At 67.5% G+C, this 21,115-nt stretch carries 16 protein-coding genes and 2 pseudogenes; 6 read left to right on the plus strand and 12 right to left on the minus strand.

All coding sequences use genetic code 11. From position 1 onward, the window contains the following. Nucleotides 1-15: 15 nt before the first annotated feature. Genes ACVWZ5_RS13465 through ptsP form a run of 3 tightly spaced genes read right to left on the minus strand, consistent with a single transcriptional unit; the run spans nt 16 to nt 5,533 of the window. Nucleotides 16-1,737, minus strand: coding sequence for a PTS fructose-like transporter subunit IIB (locus ACVWZ5_RS13465; protein WP_084941648.1), 1,722 nt, complete (start codon nt 1,735-1,737; stop codon nt 16-18). Further along, the gene (gene pfkB / locus ACVWZ5_RS13470; RefSeq protein WP_084941647.1) at nt 1,737-2,684 is read right to left on the minus strand and encodes a 1-phosphofructokinase; all 948 of its coding nucleotides are present in this window, start codon (nt 2,682-2,684) and stop codon (nt 1,737-1,739) included. Before pfkB ends, ACVWZ5_RS13465 begins: the two co-directional genes overlap by 1 nt. Next, nucleotides 2,684-5,533: a phosphoenolpyruvate--protein phosphotransferase gene (ptsP, locus tag ACVWZ5_RS13475; RefSeq protein ID WP_457340673.1), complete on the minus strand. Its 2,850-nt coding sequence runs from the start codon at nt 5,531-5,533 to the stop codon at nt 2,684-2,686. The genes pfkB and ptsP overlap by 1 nt, the downstream gene beginning before the upstream one ends. A 296-nt stretch (nt 5,534-5,829) precedes the next feature. Between ptsP and cra the strand changes: the two genes are divergently transcribed. Then, complete coding sequence (gene cra, locus ACVWZ5_RS13480) at nt 5,830-6,825, plus strand: catabolite repressor/activator (protein WP_028689822.1); 996 nt, start codon at nt 5,830-5,832, stop codon at nt 6,823-6,825. Between the two features lie 2 nt (nt 6,826-6,827). Next, on the plus strand, nt 6,828-7,631 hold the full coding sequence (locus ACVWZ5_RS13485) for a TatD family hydrolase (protein WP_062575118.1): 804 nt from the start codon (nt 6,828-6,830) through the stop codon (nt 7,629-7,631). On the opposite strand, the gene ACVWZ5_RS13490 is transcribed toward ACVWZ5_RS13485, so the two are convergent. The 5 genes and pseudogenes from ACVWZ5_RS13490 to ACVWZ5_RS13510 form a co-directional block, all read right to left on the minus strand. Next, nucleotides 7,632-8,345, minus strand: a complete 714-nt coding sequence (locus ACVWZ5_RS13490) for a methyl-accepting chemotaxis protein (protein WP_374119878.1) — start codon at nt 8,343-8,345, stop codon at nt 7,632-7,634. Between the two features lie 144 nt (nt 8,346-8,489). Continuing rightward, a pseudogene (locus tag ACVWZ5_RS13495) lies at nt 8,490-9,611 on the minus strand (HAMP domain-containing protein); the annotation flags it as partial. A gap of 165 nt (nt 9,612-9,776) precedes the next feature. Then, nucleotides 9,777-10,607 (minus strand): regulatory signaling modulator protein AmpE, encoded by an 831-nt coding sequence (ampE, locus tag ACVWZ5_RS13500; protein WP_084941644.1) that lies wholly within the window; start codon nt 10,605-10,607, stop codon nt 9,777-9,779. Beyond that, nucleotides 10,604-11,170 carry a 1,6-anhydro-N-acetylmuramyl-L-alanine amidase AmpD gene (gene ampD, locus ACVWZ5_RS13505; protein ID WP_062575121.1) on the minus strand — a complete coding sequence of 189 codons (567 nt, stop codon included), beginning with the start codon at nt 11,168-11,170 and terminating at the stop codon, nt 10,604-10,606. The genes ampE and ampD overlap by 4 nt, the downstream gene beginning before the upstream one ends. Before the next feature lie 94 nt (nt 11,171-11,264). Then, a complete protein-coding gene (locus tag ACVWZ5_RS13510) occupies nt 11,265-13,409 on the minus strand; it encodes a DUF1631 domain-containing protein (RefSeq protein WP_062575122.1) in 2,145 nt (714 codons plus the stop codon). 243 nt (nt 13,410-13,652) lie between these two features. On the opposite strand from ACVWZ5_RS13510, the gene nadC reads away from it, so the two are divergent. Next, nucleotides 13,653-14,501, plus strand: coding sequence for a carboxylating nicotinate-nucleotide diphosphorylase (gene nadC / locus ACVWZ5_RS13515; RefSeq protein WP_028689828.1), 849 nt, complete (start codon nt 13,653-13,655; stop codon nt 14,499-14,501). Nucleotides 14,502-14,576: 75 nt separating this feature from the next. Here the strand turns inward: nadC and trxB are convergent, their stop codons facing one another. Continuing rightward, nucleotides 14,577-15,539 carry a thioredoxin-disulfide reductase gene (trxB, locus tag ACVWZ5_RS13520; protein ID WP_028689829.1) on the minus strand — a complete coding sequence of 321 codons (963 nt, stop codon included), beginning with the start codon at nt 15,537-15,539 and terminating at the stop codon, nt 14,577-14,579. 311 nt (nt 15,540-15,850) lie between these two features. On the opposite strand from trxB, the gene cysZ reads away from it, so the two are divergent. Beyond that, on the plus strand, nt 15,851-16,579 hold the full coding sequence (cysZ, locus tag ACVWZ5_RS13525) for a sulfate transporter CysZ (protein ID WP_028689830.1): 729 nt from the start codon (nt 15,851-15,853) through the stop codon (nt 16,577-16,579). 78 nt (nt 16,580-16,657) lie between these two features. Here cysZ and ACVWZ5_RS13530 read toward each other — a convergent pair whose 3' ends face one another. Both ACVWZ5_RS13530 and ACVWZ5_RS13535 read right to left on the minus strand, forming a co-directional pair. Then, on the minus strand, nt 16,658-17,089 hold the full coding sequence (locus tag ACVWZ5_RS13530; protein WP_374119879.1) for a methyl-accepting chemotaxis protein: 432 nt from the start codon (nt 17,087-17,089) through the stop codon (nt 16,658-16,660). 162 nt (nt 17,090-17,251) lie between these two features. Then, nucleotides 17,252-17,974 (minus strand): annotated as a pseudogene (locus ACVWZ5_RS13535) (PAS domain-containing protein); the annotation flags it as partial. A 179-nt stretch (nt 17,975-18,153) separates the two neighbouring features. Here ACVWZ5_RS13535 and ACVWZ5_RS13540 point away from each other — a divergent pair. Further along, the gene (locus ACVWZ5_RS13540) at nt 18,154-19,350 is read left to right on the plus strand and encodes a glycosyltransferase family 4 protein (RefSeq protein ID WP_062575124.1); all 1,197 of its coding nucleotides are present in this window, start codon (nt 18,154-18,156) and stop codon (nt 19,348-19,350) included. Here the strand turns inward: ACVWZ5_RS13540 and ACVWZ5_RS13545 are convergent. After that, nucleotides 19,319-20,422, minus strand: coding sequence for an NADH:flavin oxidoreductase (locus ACVWZ5_RS13545; RefSeq protein WP_096049368.1), 1,104 nt, complete (start codon nt 20,420-20,422; stop codon nt 19,319-19,321). The genes ACVWZ5_RS13540 and ACVWZ5_RS13545 overlap by 32 nt on opposite strands. A 252-nt stretch (nt 20,423-20,674) precedes the next feature. Between ACVWZ5_RS13545 and ACVWZ5_RS13550 the strand changes: the two genes are divergently transcribed. Then, nucleotides 20,675-21,022: an HPF/RaiA family ribosome-associated protein gene (locus ACVWZ5_RS13550; protein ID WP_023630676.1), complete on the plus strand. Its 348-nt coding sequence runs from the start codon at nt 20,675-20,677 to the stop codon at nt 21,020-21,022. Nucleotides 21,023-21,115: the final 93 nt, after the last annotated feature.

The following is a 21,115-nucleotide window of genomic DNA, read 5'->3' on the forward strand; positions in this document are numbered from 1 at the left end:
CCCGGGCGGGCGTACCTACCCCTTGGCGGGCGCCACCACCATCTCCACCTGTTCGCTCTTCTTGATCACGGCATACACCACCGCCGTCAGCAGGCTGCCGGCCACGATCGCCAGCAGGTACAGCAGCGCATGGTTGATCGCATTGGGGATCAGCAGCACGAACAGGCCGCCATGGGGCGCCATCAGCTTGCAGCCGAAGTACATCGACAAGGCCCCGGTCAGCGCGCCACCGGCGATGCTCGCCGGGATCACCCGCAACGGATCCTTGGCGGCGAACGGAATCGCCCCTTCAGAGATGAAACACAGCCCCAGCGCCAGCGCGGCCTTGCCGGCCTCGCGCTCGCTCTGGGCAAATTTGCGCCGGGCCAGAAAGGTGGCAATGCCCAGGCCGATCGGCGGCACCATGCCGGCGGCCATGGTCGCGGCCATCGGCGCATAGCTCGACGACGCCAGCAGCCCTACCGAGAACGCATAGGCGGCCTTGTTGATCGGTCCGCCCAGGTCGACACACATCATGCCGCCGAGCAGCAGCCCGAGCAGAATCGCGTTGGTGGTGCCCATGCTGTCGAGGAAGTGGGTCAGCCCTTCAAGCATGGCGGCCACGGGCTGGCCAACCACGTAGATCATCACCAGGCCGGTGAACAGACTGGCCAGCAGCGGGATGATGAGGATCGGCTTTAGTGCGTCGAGGCTGCTGGGCAGGCGCACCCAGCGGGCGATGGCCTTGGCGCTGTAGCCGGCCAGGAAGCCGGCGACGATGCCGCCGATGAACCCCGCCCCCAGCGTGCTCGCCAGCAGGCCGCCGATCATCCCGGGCGCCAGGCCCGGGCGGTCGGCGATGGACCAGGCGATGTAGCCGGCGAGCAGAGGCACCATCAGCTTGAACGCCGCCTCGCCGCCGATCTGCATCAGCGCGGCGGGCAACGTACCGGGCTCCTTGTAGGCCTCGATGCCGAACACGAACGACAGCGCGATCAGCAGGCCGCCGGCCACCACCATCGGCAGCATGAACGACACCCCGGTCAGCAGGTGTTTGTAGACGCCAGTCTTCTCGGCCTGCTGCACCGCGCCAGGCGCATCCCCCGCAGTCTCTACCTTGCCCTCGGCCAGTGCCTTGTCCAGCGTGGCACGAGACTGCTTGAGGGCGATGCCGGTACCGCAGCGGTAGATGCGCTTGCCGGCGAAACGCGCAGCCGGCACTTCGATATCGGCGGCCAACAGCACCACGTCGGCCTCGGCGATGGCCTCGGCCGGCAGCGGGTTACGCGCGCCGACCGAGCCCTGGGTCTCCACGGTGAGCTGGTAGCCCATGGCCTGCGCCGCCTGTTGCAGCGCTTCGGCGGCCATGAAGGTATGGGCCACGCCGGTCGGACAGGCGGTCACCGCGACGATTTTCGGCGCGCTGCCCTGTGGAGCCGCTGCCGCCTCGTGCACCCGAGCCTCGGCGGCGGCTTGGTCAAGAAACCCCTCGCGGTCCGCCAGTGCCTGGGCCGGCGTGCTCTGGTACACGCGCTTGCCCGCGAAGCGCGCCAGGTCCACCGCCCCGGTGCTGACCACCAGCACCCAGTCGGCCTGTGCAATCTGCGCCGTGGTCAGGCGGCGCTCGGGGTGCCCGGCATCCTGCACCTCGACACTGGTGCTCCAGCCCCGACGCTGGGCCGCGGCGGCCAGCAGGCGGGCGCTGAGCACGCTGGACACCTGCCCGTTGGGGCAGGCGGTGACAATGGCAATGTTCATCAGCAACCCTCTTCTTGTTGTTCTGCCAGGTGCACGGCGGCCTCCAGGCGGGCCAGTTGCTCGCGGTCCTGGATACCAAAACCAACCTGGGTGACCGCCTGGGCGGCGATGGCGGTGGCACGGCGCAAGGTGGCGGCGGGCGCCTCGGCCTGGAGCAGGCCATGGACCATGCCGGCGACCAGCGAATCACCGGCGCCGACGGTGCTGGCGATGTGCACCTTCGACGGCTGCGCATGCAGCGCCAGGCCGGTGGCGAACCAGGTCACGCCCTGCTCGCCCTGGGACACCACCACATGCTCGACACCGCTGGCCAGCAAGCGCTGCGCAGCGGCGCGCCGGCCGGCCGGGTCAAGCACGGGCTGCCCAAGCACCTCGCCCAGCTCCTCGGTGTTGGGCTTGACCAGCCAGGGCGCGGCCTCGAGGCCGGCACGCAAGGCTTCGCCGCTGCTGTCCAGGGCCACCTTCAATCCATGCGACTTGAGCATCAGCAGCAACTCGCGCAGCCATTCGGGGCTGATCCCCCGCGGCAGGCTGCCGGCCACCACCACGGCGTCATGCCCCGGGGCCACCTCGGCCAGGCGGCGCAGCAAGGCGTCGCGGGCGGCCTCGTCGACCTGCGGCCCCGGCCCGTTGATATCGGTGACCTGGCCATCGGCCTCGACCAGCTTGATGTTGCTGCGGGTCTCGCCGGGCACGCGGACGAAGCAGTCGGCGAACCCACGCCAGGCGATCAGCGCCTCGAACGGCGCCAGGTTGTCGAGCCCGAGAAAACCGCCGACGGTCACGCTGTGGCCCAGGTCGGCCAGCACCTGGGCGACGTTCAGCCCCTTGCCGGCGGCATGGCTGTGCTGGGCCAGGCTGCGGTTGACCGCGCCGGGGCGCAGGCGCTCGAGGCTGATGGTGATATCCAGCGCCGGGTTGAGGGTGAGGGTGAGGATCTTGGCCATCAGTAACGCTCCACCAGCGCCCGGACTGCCTCGGCGCTGTCTTGTTGCAGGGCCTCGCGCGCCAGGGCGCGGGCCGTCGAAAGGTCGGCCTGGCGCACCAGTGCCTTGACTTCAGGAATGCTGCGGGCGGCGACGCTCAGTTCGTCCACCTCCAGGCCCAGCAGCACGGGGACGGCCTGCGGATCGGCCGCCAGTTCGCCGCACACGCCCACCCACTTGCCCTGGGCATGGGCGGCGCGCACGGTCATGTCGATCAGGTTGAGCACCGCCGGGTGCAGGCCGTCGGCCTGGGCCGAGAGGCTCGGGTGGCCACGGTCGATGGCCAGGGTGTACTGGGTCAGGTCGTTGGTGCCGATGCTGAAGAAGTCCACCTCGCGGGCCAACTGCGGCGCCAGCAGGGCGGCCGACGGTACCTCGACCATGATGCCCACCTGCAGGTCGGCCACCGGAACCTCCTGGCGCAGCCGCTCGACCATGGCCTTGGCGGCACGCCATTCATGGAGCTGGCCGACCATGGGGAACATGATGCGCAGCGGGCGATTGTCCGCTGCGCGCAGCAGGGCCCGCAGCTGGTCTTCCATCACTTGCGGGCGTTGCAGGGTCAGGCGCACGCCGCGCACGCCGAGGAACGGGTTCTCTTCCGTCGCGATCGGCCAGTACGGCAAGGGCTTGTCGCCGCCCACATCAAGGGTACGCACCACCAGTGGGCGCCCGCCCAGGCCGTCGAGCACCCGGCGGTACTCGGCCTCCTGGGTGGCCACATCGGGCAGTTGCGGGTGGGCCATGAAAATCAGCTCGGTGCGCAGCAGGCCGACGCCTTCGGCGCCCTGCTCGACGACTTTGCCTATGCCGCTGCTTTCGCCGATGTTGGCGAACACTTCGACGGCGTGGCCGTCGCGGGTCAGGGCCGGCTCATGGCGGTTGGCCCAGGCGATCTGCAAGCGCCGCTCGCGGGCATCACGCTCGGCCAGCGCCCTTTGCAAGCGGGCCTCGGGCGGCGCGACCTCGACCTGCCCGCGCTGGCCATCGAGCAGCAGTGGCGTGCCGTTCTCCAGCAGCAGCACGGCTGCGCCGGCCCCGACCACCGCCGGGATGCCCAGCGCCCGGGCGACGATGGCGCTGTGGGCCGTGGCGCCGCCCTGGGCGGTGACGATGCCGGCGACCCGCGCCGGGTCCAGGCGCGCCACATCGGACGGGCCCACCTCGGCCATCACCAGCACGTAGGGCTGCTCGGGCTCGACCACCGCCTGCACGCCACACAACTGGGCCAACACACGGCGACCGATATCCCGCAGGTCGGCGGCGCGCTCGGCCAGCAGCGCGTCGTGCAGCGCCTCCTGCTGGCGGGCGGCGCTCTCGATCACCGCCATCCATGCGGCGGCGGCGCTCTCGCCCTGGGCCAGGCGTACCTCGACGTCATCGGTCAGGGCCGGATCGGCCAGCATTTCCTGGTGGGTGACGAAGATTTCGCCGATGGCCTTGTCGCTGCGTTGCACCAGGGCCTGCAGGTCGGCGTGCACCTTGTCGATGGCCACTCGCAACCGGGTGCGTTCCTGGCCCGGCGATTCGCCGCGCAGCGGGTAGTCGATCTCGCGCTCGACGCACACATGGGCCGGGCCACTGGCAATGCCCGGCGCGGCCGCGACACCCTGCAGGGTGCTGCCGGGCGCCGGAGCCTGGAGGGTTTCGATGGGTGGCTGCTCCACAGCTGCCGTTTGCGGCAAGGGCTCGACCTCCTCGCCCAACCCCTGCTCGATGGCGGCCAGCAGCACCGGCAAGGCATCGGCGGCAACGCCAGGTTCGGCGATCAGTTCCAGCACCTGGCCACGGCGAGCGCCGAGGCTCAGCAGCTTGCTCAGGCTCTTCACCGAGACGGCGGGCTGGGCGCTATCGTGCAGACGGATGCGGATCTCGCCCTCGAAGCCCTTGGCCAACTGCGCCAGCACCTTGGCCGGACGCGCATGCAGGCCATGGGCGTTGGCCAGCACCACCCGGGCGCTGGGCCAGTCGGCGGGCGCCTCGCCGCCGAGCACTTCGAGCACGGCGCGGCTGCTGGTGGCCTGGTAGAGCATCTGCCCACGGCCCTCGATCAGCACCTCGCACAGGCGCTCGAGCAAGGCCTGGTGGGCGGCGCCGAGGCTGGCCAGGCAAAACAGGCCATTGAGGGGCTGGTCGCGGTAGCGCAGTGGCTGTTGTGGGGTGACGAAAGCCAGGCCCGGTTGACGCACTTCCCGTTCACTGTGCAGCCACCACAGGCCTTCGCCCAGCGGCAGCGGCTCGGTCTGCTGCAGCACGGCGGCAAACCCGCTGTCGGCACAGCCGCCGCGTTGCAACAGGCGGGCGCCGCGCCAGGCCAGCTCGTCGAAATCTTCCGCCGCCAGGTTGAGGCCGACCAGTTGGGCATCCAGCGCCAGCGCGCGCGGCGCGCCCTGCAGCAGTTTGAGCAGCGCCTCGGCGGAGCTGGCCCGGCGCAGCGCCTCGGCCAGGTCGGTTTCGCCCAAGGCACGGGTCAGCAACTGCAGCAGACGCAGGTGTTCATCTGAGCGGGCGGCGATGCCGATGGCCAGGTAGACGATCTGGCCGTCACCCCAGTCCACGCCATCGGGGAACTGCAGCAGGCGCACACCGGTGGCGTACACCCGCTCGCGGGTCTGCGGCGTGCCGTGGGGGATGGCGATACCCTGGCCGAGGAAGGTCGAGCCCTGCGCCTCCCGGGCCTGCAGCCCCGCCAGGTAGCCCTCGGCGACCAGGCCATCGGCAACCAGTCGATCGGCCAGCAACGCCAGTGCCTCGCCCTTGTCGGCGGCACGCTGGCCCATGGCAATCTGCTCCACGGCAAGCTCGAGCATGACCCTCTCCTTTTGCGGCAGCCCTGTTGGCTACCGAGGTATTGTTGTGGAATTCGACGGCAAAAGCCGCCAAAACGATCAGCGCAACGGGCGAATACACATTTCCAGGCAGGAAATTTCGCCTTGCTGAAACGTTTAATCTGACCAGGCGGCCACGTTACTCGATAATCTGCCAACGAAAAAGCCCCATCCTGTCGGACAATTGCGACAATGGTCGTCTGCGCGCGGGCCCGCGGATGGGTGAAACTAGCCGGTCAAGCCCCGTGGCCAGTCCCGGAAACAACAAGGAAAATTCGGTGAAACTCAGCGATATCGCCCGTCTGGCCGGTGTGTCCGTGACCACCGCCAGCTACGTCATCAATGGCAAGGCCGAACAGCAGCGCATCAGCAACAGCACCGTCGAGCGCGTGCGTGCGGTGGTCGAGGCCCACGGCTTCACGCCCAACCCCCAGGCCGCCGGCCTGCGCAGCCGCCACACGCGCACCCTGGGCTTCATTCTCCCGGATCTGGAGAACCCCAGCTACGCCCGCATCGCCAAGCAACTGGAGCAAGGTGCCCGTGCCCGTGGCTACCAGCTGCTGATCGCCAGCAGCGACGACCAGCCCGACAGCGAACGCCAGTTGCAGCAGCTGTTCCGCGCCCGCCGCTGCGATGCGCTGTTCGTCGCCAGCTGCCTGCCGCCGGAGGACGACAGCTACCGCGAGCTGCAGGCCAAGGGCCTGCCGGTGATCGCCATTGACCGACGCCTGGACCCGGCGCATTTCTGCTCGGTGATCAGCGACGACCGCGACGCCAGCCGCCAGCTGGCCCAGAGCCTTTTGAAAACCCGCCCGCGCAGCATCGCCCTGATCGGCGCCCGCCCCGAGCTGTCGGTGAGCCAGGCCCGCGCCGGTGGCTTCGACGAGGCCCTGCAAGGCTTCGACGGCGACGTGCGGCGCTACCAGGGCGAGGCCTTCAGCCGTGAATGCGGCCAGCGCCTGATGCAGCAACTGATCGACGAACTGGGCGGTCTGCCGGATGCCCTGGTGACCACCTCCTACGTGCTGCTGCAGGGCGTGTTCGACACCCTCCAGGCGCGCCCTGAGGATTCCCGTGAGCTGCAACTGGGCACCTTCGGCGACAACCAGTTGCTCGACTTCCTGCCGCTGCCGGTCAATGCGATGGCCCAGCAGCACGGCCTGATCGCCGCCACCGCGCTGGAACTGGCCCTGGCCGCCATCGAGGACAAGCGCTACGAGCCCGGTGTGCACGCCATCGGCCGCACCTTCAAGCAACGGATCGCCAAGGCCTGAACATGCGCCTGATCGACACCCACACCCACCTCGACTTCCCCGATTTCGACGCCGACCGCCCGCGCCTGCTGGCCAACGCGGCGGCGCGCGGGGTGGAGCGCATGGTGGTGCTGGGGGTGTACCAGGACAACTTCCAGCGGGTCTGGGACCTGGCCTGCGCCAACCAAGGCGTGTACGCGGCGCTGGGGCTGCACCCGATCTACCTCGAGCAGCACCGTCCCGGACACCTGGCGCAACTGCGCGACTGGCTGGAACGCTTGCGCGGGGATCCGCGGCTGTGCGCGGTGGGTGAGTTCGGCCTGGATTTCTACCTGCCCGAGCTGGACCCGACGCGCCAGCAGGCGTTGTTCGAGGCCCAGCTGCAACTGGCCTGCGAATTCGAGCTGCCGTCGCTGCTGCACGTGCGCCGCAGCCACGCCCAGGTGATCGCCACGCTCAAACGCTACAAGCCGGCGCGGGCAGGGATCATCCATGCCTTTGCCGGCAGCTACGAAGAGGCGCGGGAATACATCAAGCTCGGCTTCAAGCTGGGACTCGGCGGCGCCGGCACCTGGCCGCAGGCATTGCGCCTGCGCAAGACCCTGCCACGGCTACCGCTGGACAGCGTGGTGCTGGAGACCGACGCGCCGGACATGGCGCCGGCGATGTTCCCGGGGCAGCGCAACAGCCCCGAGCACTTGCCCGAGATCGCCGGGGCGCTGGCCGGCGTCATGGGGATCGGGCCAGAGCTACTGGCCGAAGCCAGCAGTCGCAATGCCTGCCAGGTATTTGGCTGGAAACCCGACACGGATTCGCGCCGGCCATGATCACACCCTGAACGCCCCGATCAACCGCTTGAGCTCCACCACCTGCGCCGACAACGCCCGGCTGGCGTCCTCGGTCTGGCAGGCGCCCTCGGTGGTGTCCTGCGCCGCGCGGTTGATCGCCACGATGTTCTGGTCGATGTCGTGGGCCACGGCAGTCTGCTGCTCGACGGCGGCGGCGATCTGCTGGTTCTGCTCGACGATCCCGCCCACCGCGCCGAGGATGTTGCCCAGGGCCTGTTGCACCTGGCGCGCCTCGTCCACGGTGCCAGCGGCCATCTGGTGGCTGCTGCCCATCACCCGCACCGCCGCGCCCACGCCATCCTGCAGGCGCTGGATCATCTGCGCGATCTCTTCGGTGGAGTCCTGGGTGCGCCTGGCCAAGGTCCGCACTTCGTCGGCGACCACGGCGAAGCCCCTGCCCTGCTCGCCGGCCCGGGCTGCCTCGATGGCGGCGTTGAGGGCCAGCAGGTTGGTCTGCTCGGCAATGCTGCGGATCACTTCCAGCACCCGGCCGATGGCCTGGCTGTCGCCCGCCAGCTGGTTCACCGCCGCCACGCTCTGGTCGATCTCGCCGGCCAGGCGGGCGATGCTGCCCTGCTGGCTTGCCACCAGGTCGCGGCCCGAAGCGCTCTCGTGGTTGACCCGCTGCGCGCCTTCGGCGGCCAGGGCGGCGCTGCGGGCGACCTCCAGCGCGGTGGCGCTCATCTGGTTCATGGCCGTGGCCACCTGCTCGATCTGCTCGCGCTGGCCGCTGACCGCCTGGTTGCTGCGGCTCGACACCGACAGCACCTGCCCGGCCTGTTCCTCGACCGTGGTCACGGTCTTGCCGACCTGCTCGATCAGCCCGCGAATGCGCCGCACCGTCTCGTTGAAGCCACGCCCCAGCTCGCCCAGTTCGTCCTGGCTGTTGGCCTTGAAGCTGATGGTCATGTCGCCGGCGGCGACCTTGTCCATGGCGTTGCCCAGGTTGCCGAGGGTTTCCCGGGTGGAGACGTAGAAGCCGCCGTAGAGGTAGAGGATCAGCGCGAACACCATGGCCAGGGCCGCGACCAACGCGGTCGTACGCAGGCGGTGCTCGCCCAGGCGCTCTTCCAGCTGGCCATGCAGGTGGGCGAGGACAGCGTCGTTGAAGCGGTAGGTCTGCGCCATCAGGTCGCTGGTCTGCTGGTAGAAGCCGCTCCAGGGCGCATCCAGGGTCTCGGCCACCACCACCTGGTCCTCGAACAGGGTCGCGGCCTGCTTGACCGTGGCCTGGCTGGCCTGGGCATCGCTGGCCAGCGCGGCCTTGAGCCCGGCATCGCTGGCAAGGACGTCGTCGAGACGGATGGCATAGTCGGCAGACAGCCGCTCAAGGCGCTGCAGCAGGTCTTCGAAGCGCGCGCTGCCCGAGGAATCCATGAAGCCGCGACCGAGGGCCACCGCGCCCATCGCCCGGCCTTCGCCCAGGACCTGGGTGACCTGCGCCGTGGCGTTGCCGACCAGCTCGCTCAGCTGGCGCACCGAAGCCTGGCTGTCCTGGTTCAAGCCCGACTGGCTGGCGACCAGCTTGCCCAGCACCTGGGCCTGGGCCAGCAGCTTGTCGAACAGCGCCGCCTTGTTTTGCAGCGAGCTTTCCTCACGGGCGCGGGCAAAGGCCTCGGCCAGCTCGGCACGCTTGGCTTCGAGCGCCGGATCGCTGCCCTTGAGACCCTCGAGCCGGGCCTGGACCTTGTCCTGAAGGGCACCGATGCGGCTTTCCACATCGCCGGCCTGGCCCGATTGGCCCAGCACGGCGTTGATCTGCAGCAGGTTGCCCAAGGTCTCGAGGTCGCCGCGCAGGGCCAGGCTCTCGGACAGCGGCGCCAGCCCCTGGAGTTCGCCACGGGTGGCCTGCAGTTGGTTGTAGGCATCGCGGACCAGGTAAAAGCTGGTGACCAGCATGGGCAGGAAGAACAGGACGCTGATCAGGCTGAACTTCATGCCGAAGCTCAGCCGGTTCATCAGTGCGATGGCCGGATAGAGCAGACGCTTCACAGGTCACCTCCTTGAATTCTTGTTGTTCTGCGGGGTAGCACAAAGCCATCTAGGGCCAGTGGCTTTGTATAGCGCAGATTGGAATCAAGGTTTGTAACTTATGGTTAAGCAACCAACATGTTGATGAACGACTCAGACCAGCACGGTCCACAGCGCGAAGCAGGCATACCACAGCACGGCGCAACGCAGCAGCAGCTCCCAAAGGCTGTCCAGGCGCTCCAGGCCACGCTGGCGGTCCTCCTCCTCGGGAATATCGTCGGCCACCCGGCCGACCTTGGCTACCAGGTGCCCGGCGCTGACGTGCCAGTCGAGCAGCTCGTGCAACATCACCCGGGTCACCGCGACGAAGTTGCCGACCAGGGCGAAACTCACCGTCATCACCCGAACCGGCAACCAGTCCATGGCATGGCGCAATTGCCCGGCCAGGGTCTGCAGCGCCGGCTGGCGGCTGTGGTCCATGGTCAGCGCCAGCAGGCGGTAGGCCAGCGCCGCCCCCGGGCCGAGCAGGAAATACCAGAAGATCACCGCGAAGAAGCTCTGGTAGGCCTGCCACAGCAGGTGACCCTGAACCCGCTTGATCAGGCTCTGGGCATCGTCGGCGGCCAGCCCCAGGTCGCGTTCGGCCACATGCAGCGCGGCCTGGTCGTCACCGCGGCGCCAGGCGTCGCGAAACGGCCCGAGCGCCGCCTTCACATCGCCGCGCCCCAGGCTGTAGACCAGCACCAGCAGGTGCACCGGCAACGCCAGCAAGCCGTAGGCCACCGGTTCCAGCACATGCAGCAGCAGCACGAGCAGCGCCACCGGCGCCAGGACCAGGATGCCCAGCGTCCACCAGGGATGGACCTTGCCGCTGCGCTCCAGGCGCACCAGTTCGCCCAGGTAGAAGCCGTCGCGTTGCAACCGCTGGCGCAGGGCCGAGAACTTCTCGACCCACAGCGCCAGCACCAACACCAGAAAACTCATGCCTTGTCCTCGTTGCATTGCAGCGCGGCCCGGTAGCGCGGCCAGTCGAAGGCAGGCCCCGGATCGGTCTTGCGCTGCGGGGCGATATCGCTGTGGCCACAGATGCGCTGGGCGTCGATCACCGGCCAGGCCGCACGGATCTCGCGGGTCAGCCGCTCCAGGGTGGCGTACTGGGCATCGGTGTAGGGCAGCTCGTCGGTGCCCTCCAGCTCGATGCCGATGGAAAAATCGTTGCAGCCCTCGCGCTCGCCGAAGCGCGACACGCCGGCATGCCAGGCGCGGTCGAGCAACGAGACGAACTGGGTCACCGCGCCATCGCGCTCGACGAACAGGTGCGCCGAAACGGTCAGGTGGTTGATGGTCGCGAAATAGGGGTGCTCGTTCGGGTCCAGGCGGTTCTGGAAGAACTGCTGCACCTTGCCGGTACCGAAGCAGGCCGGTGGCAGGCTGATGTTGTGGATGACCAGCAGCGCGATGGCCTCGCCGTCGGGGCGGGCGTTGAAGTTCGGCGAGGGGCAGTGGCTGACGCCGGTGAACCAGCCGGTCGCACGGTCCAATTGCATGGTGCAGATCCTGAAATGACGCCCGAGACAGGTACCCAGTATGCCGTGACCAGCCGACGCTTGCATGTAAATGATTGTGTAGGGAAAGTCAGCGTTACTGCGCCTGCTGTCCGCGCAACTGCTCCAGCACCGCCTCCAGCGCCCGCTCGAACAGCAGGCCGCCGTCCAGCAGGCGCACCTCGCCACGACGCAAGGCCAGGGCCAGGCCCATGCGATTCCATTCACGCACTTTCATGCCGGTGCGGTTGGTGAAGACCAGGCGATCATTGCTGTCGATGCGCGCCACCAGCTTACAACGCAGCGGCTCGTCGTCGTCCATCACTTCGACCCAGGTACCGACCTGCAAGCGTTGCACCTGGCGCAATGCCGGCTCCTGATCGTCGAAAGGCAGGCCAGGGGCAAGGGCGGACTCGTCGCTGACCGCCAGCACGATATCGTCCTCAATCCACACCTCGTCCAGCGCGGCATCCGGCTCCTGCGTGCCACCGCAGGCACGCAGGTGCAGTTTCTCCAGTTGCAGGAAGAAATCACGGGTGGCGGCGGAGTCCAGCACTACCCCCGCCAGGCCGTCGCGCAGGGCCTTGAGCAGGCCCGGCACCTGCTCCAGCAGGCGCTGCGGTTCACGGTACGGGGCAATACTGACCAGCAGGTCGTCCACCGTCGCCAAGGCGTCGGCCCAGGCCGCCGAGCCCTCGCCCTGCTTCAGCCAGGCCAGCAGCAGCACCTGGCTCCAGGACTGCACCAGCATCTGCACCACCACCTGCGGCAGCACCCGGCCGTGCAGGCGGTCGTTCAACTCCTGCTGCACCCGCTGGCGGGCCTGCAGGGTGCGGGCACGGCCCTCCTCGGCGTCACGGGTGCGCTGCTCGAGCAGTTCGTTGCGTCGGCGCTCGTCCTGGCTGAAGGCCAGAAACTCATCGAGCAGCTCGTTGAATACCGCGCAGTCGTCGGAGAAATCATTGAGCAGGCGCTGGACAATACGCTCGACCCGCAGGTGCAGGTTGTCGCGCAGTCCCTCGGCATCGCTCTCCCAGCCGATGGCCACGGCGGCGATCTCGTTGAGCAGGCGGCGCGCCGGGTGGCTGGCACGGCTGAACATGCCCTTGTCGATCAGCGCGACCTTGAGCACCGGGATATGCAGGCGGACGATCAGCGCCCGGAGGCTGGCCGGCAGGTTGTCGTCGCCCTGGATGTAGTCGAACAGCAGGTCGACCAGGTTGATCGTGTCCTCGTCGTCGGTGGCTATGCGTCGCCGCGTGCCGCTGCGCACGCTGACACGCAGCAACAGCTGCTCGAGTTGCTGACCGAGGTTGAAGTCATCCGGCTCGCCGGGAGCCGGCACATAGTGCTGCAGGTGGGTGAGCAGGCGCAGCAGGTCGCCGGTGCTGGTCGGCTGCGCGGATCCGGCCGCCTGCAGCCGCGGCGCGACACGCCCACGCACCGGCGCCAGCAACGCCTGCACCGAGGCGAAGAAAGCCTGCCCGGCCGAGTCGGACAAGCCGCCCTGCGCCGGGCTGGTCGGGACGCGCCGGGCGATGCTGCGGCGGTCCTCGGCGCGGCGCCGCGGGGCGGGCATCAGCTCCGGCAGCACGCCGGCGCTGGCGAGCAACTGGCTCGCCTCGCCGTAGAGCAGGTCGAGGTCGCGCAGCACGTAGCGCTCGAACAGTTTGAGCAACACCATCTTGACGCTGGCGCCGACTCCCAGGTTGCGCCCGGCATCCAGGAAATAGCCACACAGGTTGCCGGGCCCCAGGGGATTGCTTGCGCTGGCCACCGGCAGCTCCAGCAGCGTGGTGAAGCGCAGATTCAGTTGCTCAAGCAGAAAGCCGTCGCGGGAGAGCACCCGGTCGACCATGGCCTGCACGGCCACCGAGCGCTCCAGCGACGGCTTGTCCTGCGTCTGCGCCCTGACCAGGGACTCGAGCCCGTCGCCCTGGCCGATGCGGGCGAAGGCCTCGTAGAACGTGTCGAGGAAGCCCCGCTCGATACTCTTGCGCTTGAGGCGCAAGTCGCGCATGGCTTCGAAATACAGGTTCTGGTCGAGGCGGCCGCTGGCCTTGTCGGCCATTTCGAACAGGGTGTCATCGGCATTGTCGAACAACGCCTGCAAGCCTTGGCGCAATTGCAGGGCGGCCTTGTCGCGCACCTGCAGGAGCAGCACGGGAAGGCATGGCGAGGGCGCGCGCGCACCCCGGTCGATGGCGGCCGCCAGGGGCACCACCTTGCCTTCATCATGCATCCCGGACTCCTTGCTGGATGTTGCGTTTTTCGACTGGAAGGGAATCGTCAAAGCTATGACGCCAAATACTGGTCGCCATTATCGGTGAAAATACCGACAGCTGCCAGCACCCCATTCGTGCGCCTCAACTGACAGTGCGTTCGCAGGAATGCTCAACCCGCCTGACCAAAGGTCATCCGCCCGGCAGCTGTACACGCCGCCCCCCTGCCCTATAATCGCGGCACCTAGCTTGTGGAGCCGACCATGCCGAACCTACGCCTCGCCGACCTGACCGCCGAAATCGAAGCCAACGTGCGCCGCGCGCTGCTCGAGGACATCGGCAGCGGCGACATCACCGCCCAGCTGATCCCGGCCGAGCGCCTGGCCAAGGCGACCATCATCACCCGCGAGGACTGCGTGATCGCCGGCACCGCCTGGGTCGATACGGTATTCCGCCAGCTCGACCCGCGGGTGGCGGTGCACTGGCAGGTGGCCGACGGCGAGCGGGCCACGGCCAACCAGGTGCTGTTCCACCTCGAAGGCCCGGCGCGCTCGCTGCTCAGCGGCGAACGCACGGCGCTGAACTTCCTGCAGATGCTTTCAGGCGTGGCCACCCGCGCGCGCTTCCTGGCCGACCTGGTGGAAGGCACCCAGGTGCGCCTGCTCGACACCCGCAAGACCCTGCCCGGCCTGCGCCTGGCGCAGAAGTACGCGGTCACCTGCGGCGGCTGCCACAACCACCGCATCGGCCTGTACGACGCCTTCCTGATCAAGGAAAACCATATCGCCGCCAGCGGTGGCGTGGCCGAGGCCGTGGCGGCGGCGCATCGCATCGCCCCGGGCAAGCCGGTGGAAATCGAGGTGGAAAGCCTGGACGAACTGCGTCAGGCGCTGGCGGCCGGGGCAGACATCGTCATGCTCGACGAACTGACCCTGGATGAGATGCGCGAAGCGGTAAGCATCACCGCCGGCAAGGCCAAGCTGGAGGCCAGCGGCGGCGTCAACGAGACCACCCTGCGGGTGATTGCCGAGACGGGGGTGGACTACATCTCGATCGGCGCGATGACCAAGGACGTGAAGGCGGTGGACCTGTCGATGCGCCTGAGCCTGTGAGCTGAAACGCGGGTACAAAAAAAACCGGCCAGATGGCCGGTTTTTTTATCGCGGGGCTGGCCCGCAAAGGCTGGATCAGTGCGCGGCGTTGGCCAGGCCGTCCAGGTAGCGCTCGACGTCCAGGGCCGCCATGCAGCCGGCACCGGCCGAGGTGATGGCCTGGCGGTAGACGTGGTCGGCCACGTCGCCAGCGGCGAACACGCCCTCGACGTTGGTGGCGGTGGCGTTGCCTTCACGGCCGCCGTGGACCACCAGGTAACCGTCCTTCAGGGTCAGCTGGCCTTCGAACAGCGAGGTGTTCGGGGTGTGGCCGATGGCGATGAACACGCCGTCGACCTTGATTTCGTCGAAGCTGCCGTCGTTGTTCTTCAGGCGCGCACCGGTCACGCCCATGTTGTCACCCAGCACTTCATCCAGGGTGGCATTGAGCTTGAGCTCGATCTTGCCTTCGGCGACACGGGCGTGCAGCTTGTCGATCAGGATCTTCTCGGCGCGGAAGGTGTCGCGGCGGTGCACCAGGGTCACCTTGCTGGCGATGTTGGCCAGGTACAGTGCTTCTTCCACGGCGGTGTTGCCGCCACCGACCACGGCGACCGGCTTGTTGCGGTAGAAGAAACCGTCGCAGGTGGCGCAGGCCGACACACCCTTGCCCATGAAGGTTTCTTCCGACGGCAGGCCCAGGTAGCGGGCGCTGGCGCCGGTGGCGACGATCAGCGCGTCGCAGGTGTAGGTGCCGCTGTCACCGCGCAGGGTGAACGGCTTGTTGGCCAGGTCGACGGCGTTGATGTGATCGAAGACGATCTCGGTCTCGAAGCGCTCGGCGTGCTCCTGCATGCGCTGCATCAGGGCCGGGCCGGTCAGGCCGTGGGGGTCGCCCGGCCAGTTGTCGACTTCGGTGGTGGTGGTCAGCTGGCCGCCGGCCTGCATGCCGGTGATCAGCAGTGGCTTGAGGTTGGCACGGGCGGCGTACACCGCGGCGCTGTAACCGGCAGGGCCGGAACCGAGAATGATGACGCGCGAATGACGTACTTCAGACATGTCGAACTCCTGTCGAGCGGGCCGCACGGGGCATCTAGGTGCCGGTTGCGCCAGCTGGAATTAAAAAGGACCCACGCAGCACTTGGGGAAGGCTACAACGCGTTGGTCCAAAACCGAAAAAGTTGAGCGCACTGTAGCGAGGCCGCAGAGATTAAGGAAATATCCTTCGACAATCCACCTTATAGACAGTCTCTATCCGGCAGCCATTGTCCCAGTGCTTTGTTACACACCGTTTCCCAGAGGCGCGGTGCCTTTCGTCCGCGCGCCAAACTCGGTAAGGTCAGCGCGTTTTCCTCAAGCGGAGCATTCCGATGCAAGCCCCCGTCCTGTCCGGCCCCCAGTACCTGCGCGAAGGCCTGAAACTGGTCCTGAGCCCGAGCCTGCGCCTGTTCGTGCTGCTGCCCCTGGCGGTCAACCTGCTGCTGTTCGGCGGCCTGATCTATTTCGCCGGCCATCAGTTCAGCCTGTGGGTCGATGCGCTGATGCCCACCCTGCCCGACTGGCTGGGCTTTCTCACCTACATCCTGTGGCCGCTGTTCGTTGCCCTGGTGCTGTTGATGGTGTTCTTCACCTTCACCCTGCTGGCCAACGTCATCGCCGCGCCGTTCAACGGCTTCCTGGCGGAAAAGGTAGAGGTGGTGGTGCGCGGCCAGGACAACTTCCCGCCCTTCAGCTGGGCCGAGCTGGTGGCCATGGTGCCACGCACCCTCAGCCGTGAGATGCGCAAGCTGGGCTACTTCCTGCCTCGGGCCATCGGCCTGTTCATCCTCTCGTTCATCCCGGTGGTGAACGTGATCGCCGCGCCACTGTGGCTGGTGTTCGGGATCTGGATGATGGCGATCCAGTACATCGACTACCCGGCGGACAACAACAAGATGAGCTGGCAGGACATGCTCGCCTGGCTGCGGCAGAAGCGCTGGCAATCGATGGGGTTTGGCGGGATCACTTATCTTGCGCTGATGATTCCGGGGGTCAACGTGCTGATGATGCCGGCGGCGGTGGCCGGGGCGACGCTGTTCTGGGTGCGTGAGCGTACCTGAATGAAGCCATCGCGGGGCAAGCCCGCTCCCACGCGCAATGCGTGGGAGCGGGCTTGCCCCGCGATGGCTTAAGTCCGGTCAGTGGTTCAACTGGCTGGAAAACTGCCCCACCGCATCCACCACCTTCTTCGCCCCTTCCTGGATCTCGACGATCACCCCGCCGGTATCGGCGGCCAGGGCCAGGCCCTGCTCGGCCTGGCGCTTGCTGGTGTCGATGATGTCCACCGCGGCCTGGGCCAGCTGTTCGTTCTGCTGCACCACCTTGGCGATCTCCTCGGTGGCGCTGCTGGTGCGCGAGGCCAACTGACGTACTTCATCGGCGACCACGGCGAAGCCGCGCCCCTGCTCGCCGGCGCGGGCGGCTTCGATGGCGGCGTTGAGCGCCAGCAGGTTGGTCTGACCGGCGATGTCGCTGATGGTCTTGATGATCGCGCCGATCACCTTTGACTGCTTGTCCAACGCCTGGATGCCATCGGCGGCGTCCTGCATCGAACCTTCCAGGCCGCGCATCACCTCGACGGTCTGGGTCACCACGTCGGTGGCCTTGCGCGCGCTGTCGTCGGTCTCCAGCGAGGTGGTGTAGGCAATGTCGGCGGCCTGGGCCACGGCCAGTTCCTGGTTGACCTGGTCGGTGATCACGGTGGCGAACTTGACCACTTTGTAGAGCACGTCATGGGCGTCGATGATCGGGTTGTACGTAGCCTCCAGCCAGACCACCCGGCCATGGGAATCAATACGCTTGAAGCGCTCGGCGACGAACTCGCCGCGGCGCAGGCGGTTCCAGAACTCCTGGTAGCCAGGCGAGTTGGCTTCTTCCGGCTCGCAGAACATACGGTGCGGCTTGCCGCGCACCTGCTCCAGGCTGTAGCCCATGGTCTGCAGGAAGCGGTCGTTGGCAGTCAGTACCTGGCCTTCGAGGTTGAACTCGATTACTGCGGTGGAGCGCATCAGCGCCTTGATCAGGCTCTCGTGCTCGCGGGAGGTCTCGATGGTGCGGGTCAGGTCGCTGGAGTGCAGGGAGAAGTACTTGATGCGCCCTTCGCTGTTCTTGACCGGCTGCAGGATCGAACGCAGCCAGGCCTCGTCACCGTTGCCGCGCAGCAGACGGAAGGCGCCGTTGAGGTGCTCGCCGCGGGTGATGGCCTGCTTCATGCGCTGGTAGAAATCGAGCTTCTTCACATGCGCGGGCACGATCTCCTCGATGTTGCGCCCGATCAGTTGCTCGGCGCGATAGCCCATCTCGGCCTCGAAGTTGCCGTTGACCGACTCGATGCGCCCCTGGGGATCGAGCTGGAGCACCAGCATCTCGCTGTCGAGGCTGTTCTTGACCTGCTCGATGGACATCAGCTCTTCACGCAGTTGCTGGATTTCTTTCTTCAATTTGCTGTTGAACATGGCCGCTCTCCCGGAGCGAATTCATAGAGTCGAATGCCTCTGCATCGGCTGCGTGGCGAGGGTTCTTGAGTACCTTGCAAGGAAATATTCAAACGGATGCAAGTGCCGGAAATCAGGCGTCATGCACCCGTCACAAAGGCGTCACATGGGCGCAACCGGGGCGGCCCAGACTTTTTCCCATGAGCACACCGTCCCTGCGTATTACCCTGGTCAGCGAAACCTTCCCACCCGAGATCAATGGCGTGGCCAACACCCTTGGCCGCCTCAGCGAAGGGCTGCGCCGGCGCGGCCACCAGGTGGAACTGATCCGCCCGCGCCAGGCCACCGACAATGGGGCCGGCAACGACGAGACCCTGCTGCTGTGCCGGGGTTGGCCATTGCCGGGCTACCCAGGCCTGCAATGGGGCGAGGTGTCGATGCACAAGCTGTGGCGCCGCTGGCGCCGGCAACGCCCGGACGTGCTTTACATCGCCACCGAAGGCCCGCTGGGCCTGAGCGCCCTGCGCGCCGCCCGGCGCCTGGGCGTGGCGGTGGTCAGCGGCTTTCACACCAACTTCCCGCAATATTCGGGGCAGTACGGCCTGGGCCTGCTGTCGCGGATGCTCACCCACTACCTGCGCTGGTTCCATCGGCGCACCGCCATCACCCTGGTGCCCAGCGTCAGCCAGCGCCTGGAGCTGGAGCGCCGCGGCTTCGAACGGCTCGGCCTGATGGCCCGCGGGGTCGATGCCAGCCTGTTCAACCCGGCACGCCGCAGCCAGGCCCTGCGCGAGCAGTGGGGGCTGGGTGTGGACGATATTGCCGTGCTGCATGTCGGGCGCCTGGCCGCGGAGAAGAACCTGGCCCTGCTGCGTCCTTGCATGGAGGCCCTGGGCAAGGCCTATCCGCAGCGGCGGCTGCGCCTGGTGATCGTCGGCGATGGGCCGCTGCGTGGGCAGCTCGAACAGCAACTGCCCGATGCCGTGTTCTGTGGCGCGCAGCGCGGCGAGGTACTGGCCGAGCACTACGCCAGCGGCGACCTTTTCCTCTTCCCAAGCCTGACCGAAACCTTCGGCAACGTCGTGCTCGAAGCGCTCGCCTCGGGGCTGGCCGTGGTCGCCTACGACGAAGCCGCCGCCGCCCAGCATATCCGCCACGGCCACAGTGGCGCCTTGGCCATGCCGGGGGACCAGGCGGCGTTCATCGACGCCGCCTGCTGGTTGCTGGAGGAAGGCGAAACCCTGCGCCGGGTGCGCCTGAACGCCCGCCAGCACGCCAGCCGCCAGGGCTGGCCGGCGATCGTCGAGCAGTTCGAGGGCTACCTGTACGGCGCCTGCCGCGAGCCGCAGGCCCCGCCACTGGTGATCAAGCCAAGGTCGTCAGCGCCTCACGGCTGAACGGCAGCACATCGTCCTCACGCCCGTCCCGCACTTTGCGCGCCCACTCGGCATCCACCAGCAAAGCGCGTCCCACGGCCACCAGGTCGAACTCCTGGTCGTGCAGGCGGCGCAGCAACCCTTCGAGGCTGGCGGGCTTGGCCACCTTGTCGGTGGCAACCATGAACTGCAGGAACTCGCCATCCAGGCCGACACTGCCCACGGTGATGGTCGGCTTGCCGGTGAGCTGGCGGGTCCAGCCGGCGAGGTTCAGCTCGCTGCCCTCGAACTCCGGCTCCCAGAAGCGCCGGGTGGAGCAGTGGAAGATATCCACGCCCGCCTCGGCCAGGGGCTTGAGGAACGCCGCCAGGGCCTCGGGGGTATCCACCAGGCGCGCGCTGTAGTCCTGCTGCTTCCATTGCGAGAAACGCAGGATGATCGGGAAGTCCGGGCCTACGGCCGCGCGCACGGCCTGGATCAGTTCGATGGCGAAGCGCGAGCGCCCGGCCAGGTCACCGCCATATTCGTCATCGCGACGGTTGCTGGCTTCCCAGAAGAACTGGTCGATCAGGTAGCCGTGGGCGCCGTGGATCTCCACGCCGTCCATGCCGATGGCCTGGGCATCGCGCGCCGCCTGGGCGAAGGCGGCGATCACCTCGCGGATATCCTCCCGGCTCATGCCGTGGACCAGCACCTGGCCGTCCTTTTCCTTGCCGCTCGGGCCATAGCCCGGGACCGCGGCGTCCGGCTCGGTGCCCAGGCGCCGCACACTGCCCACATGCCACAGCTGCGGCACGATGCGCCCGCCCTCGGCGTGCACGGCCTCGACCACGCGCTTCCAGCCGGCCAGGGCGTCCTCACCGTGGAAGCGGGGTACGTTGGGGTAGCCGTTGGCGGCCTTGTGCCCGACCGTGGTGCCCTCGGTGATGATCAGGCCGACACCGGCGGCTGCGCGGCGGCGGTAGTACTCGATCACGCCGTCGTGGGGCACGCCGCCGGGGCAGAAGGTACGGGTCATCGGCGCCATGACCACGCGGGTCGGCAGGTCGAGGGAGCCGAGGGTGAAGGGCTGGAACAGAGGGTTGCTGGACATGCGGCGCTCCCGAGGGATGAAATGGATGCGCCCGAGCTTAGGGGCCGCCAGGTGCGTGTCACAGCATCATTGATTGCAGTGATCGGCAGGTATCGCTGTGGGCGGACCGATTTGCAACAGGAAATTTATTTTGCAAAAGGGCTTGAATTCGTCCGTCGGTTGCCTGACTTTAGAGTCAAGAGGCGCAGAAAACCCAACGCCCTCAGTGGCCTAGGCACGCCTCTCGCGAGCAAGCTGAATAAGGATTGAATCATGCAAATCCAGGTCAACAGCAGCAACCACATCGAAGGCAACATCCGTCTCGACCAATGGGTCCGCAGTACCCTGCAAAGCAGCCTCGAACGTTACGAGGACGACCTCACCCGCATTGAAGTCCACCTGCGTGACGAAAACGGCGCCAAGCCCGGTCCCCACGACAAACGCTGCCAGATGGAGGCTCGCCCGAAAGGCCACCAGCCGATCTCCGTGACCCACACCGCCACTTCGCTGGAACATGCCGTCGATGGCGCCGCCAGCAAGCTTAACCACGCGCTGGAACACTTCTATGGCAAGTTGCGCAGCAAGCGCGGCGCCCTGGAACTGAGCGATCCAGACGCCTGACCGACAAGGGTTCAGACAAGCACGCCCGGCCTTGCGCCGGGCGTTTTCATTGTTGGCCGATCAGCGGGCCTGAACCAACCCCGGCCGCCTCCG

Source organism: Pseudomonas sp. TE6283, from assembly GCF_054060555.1.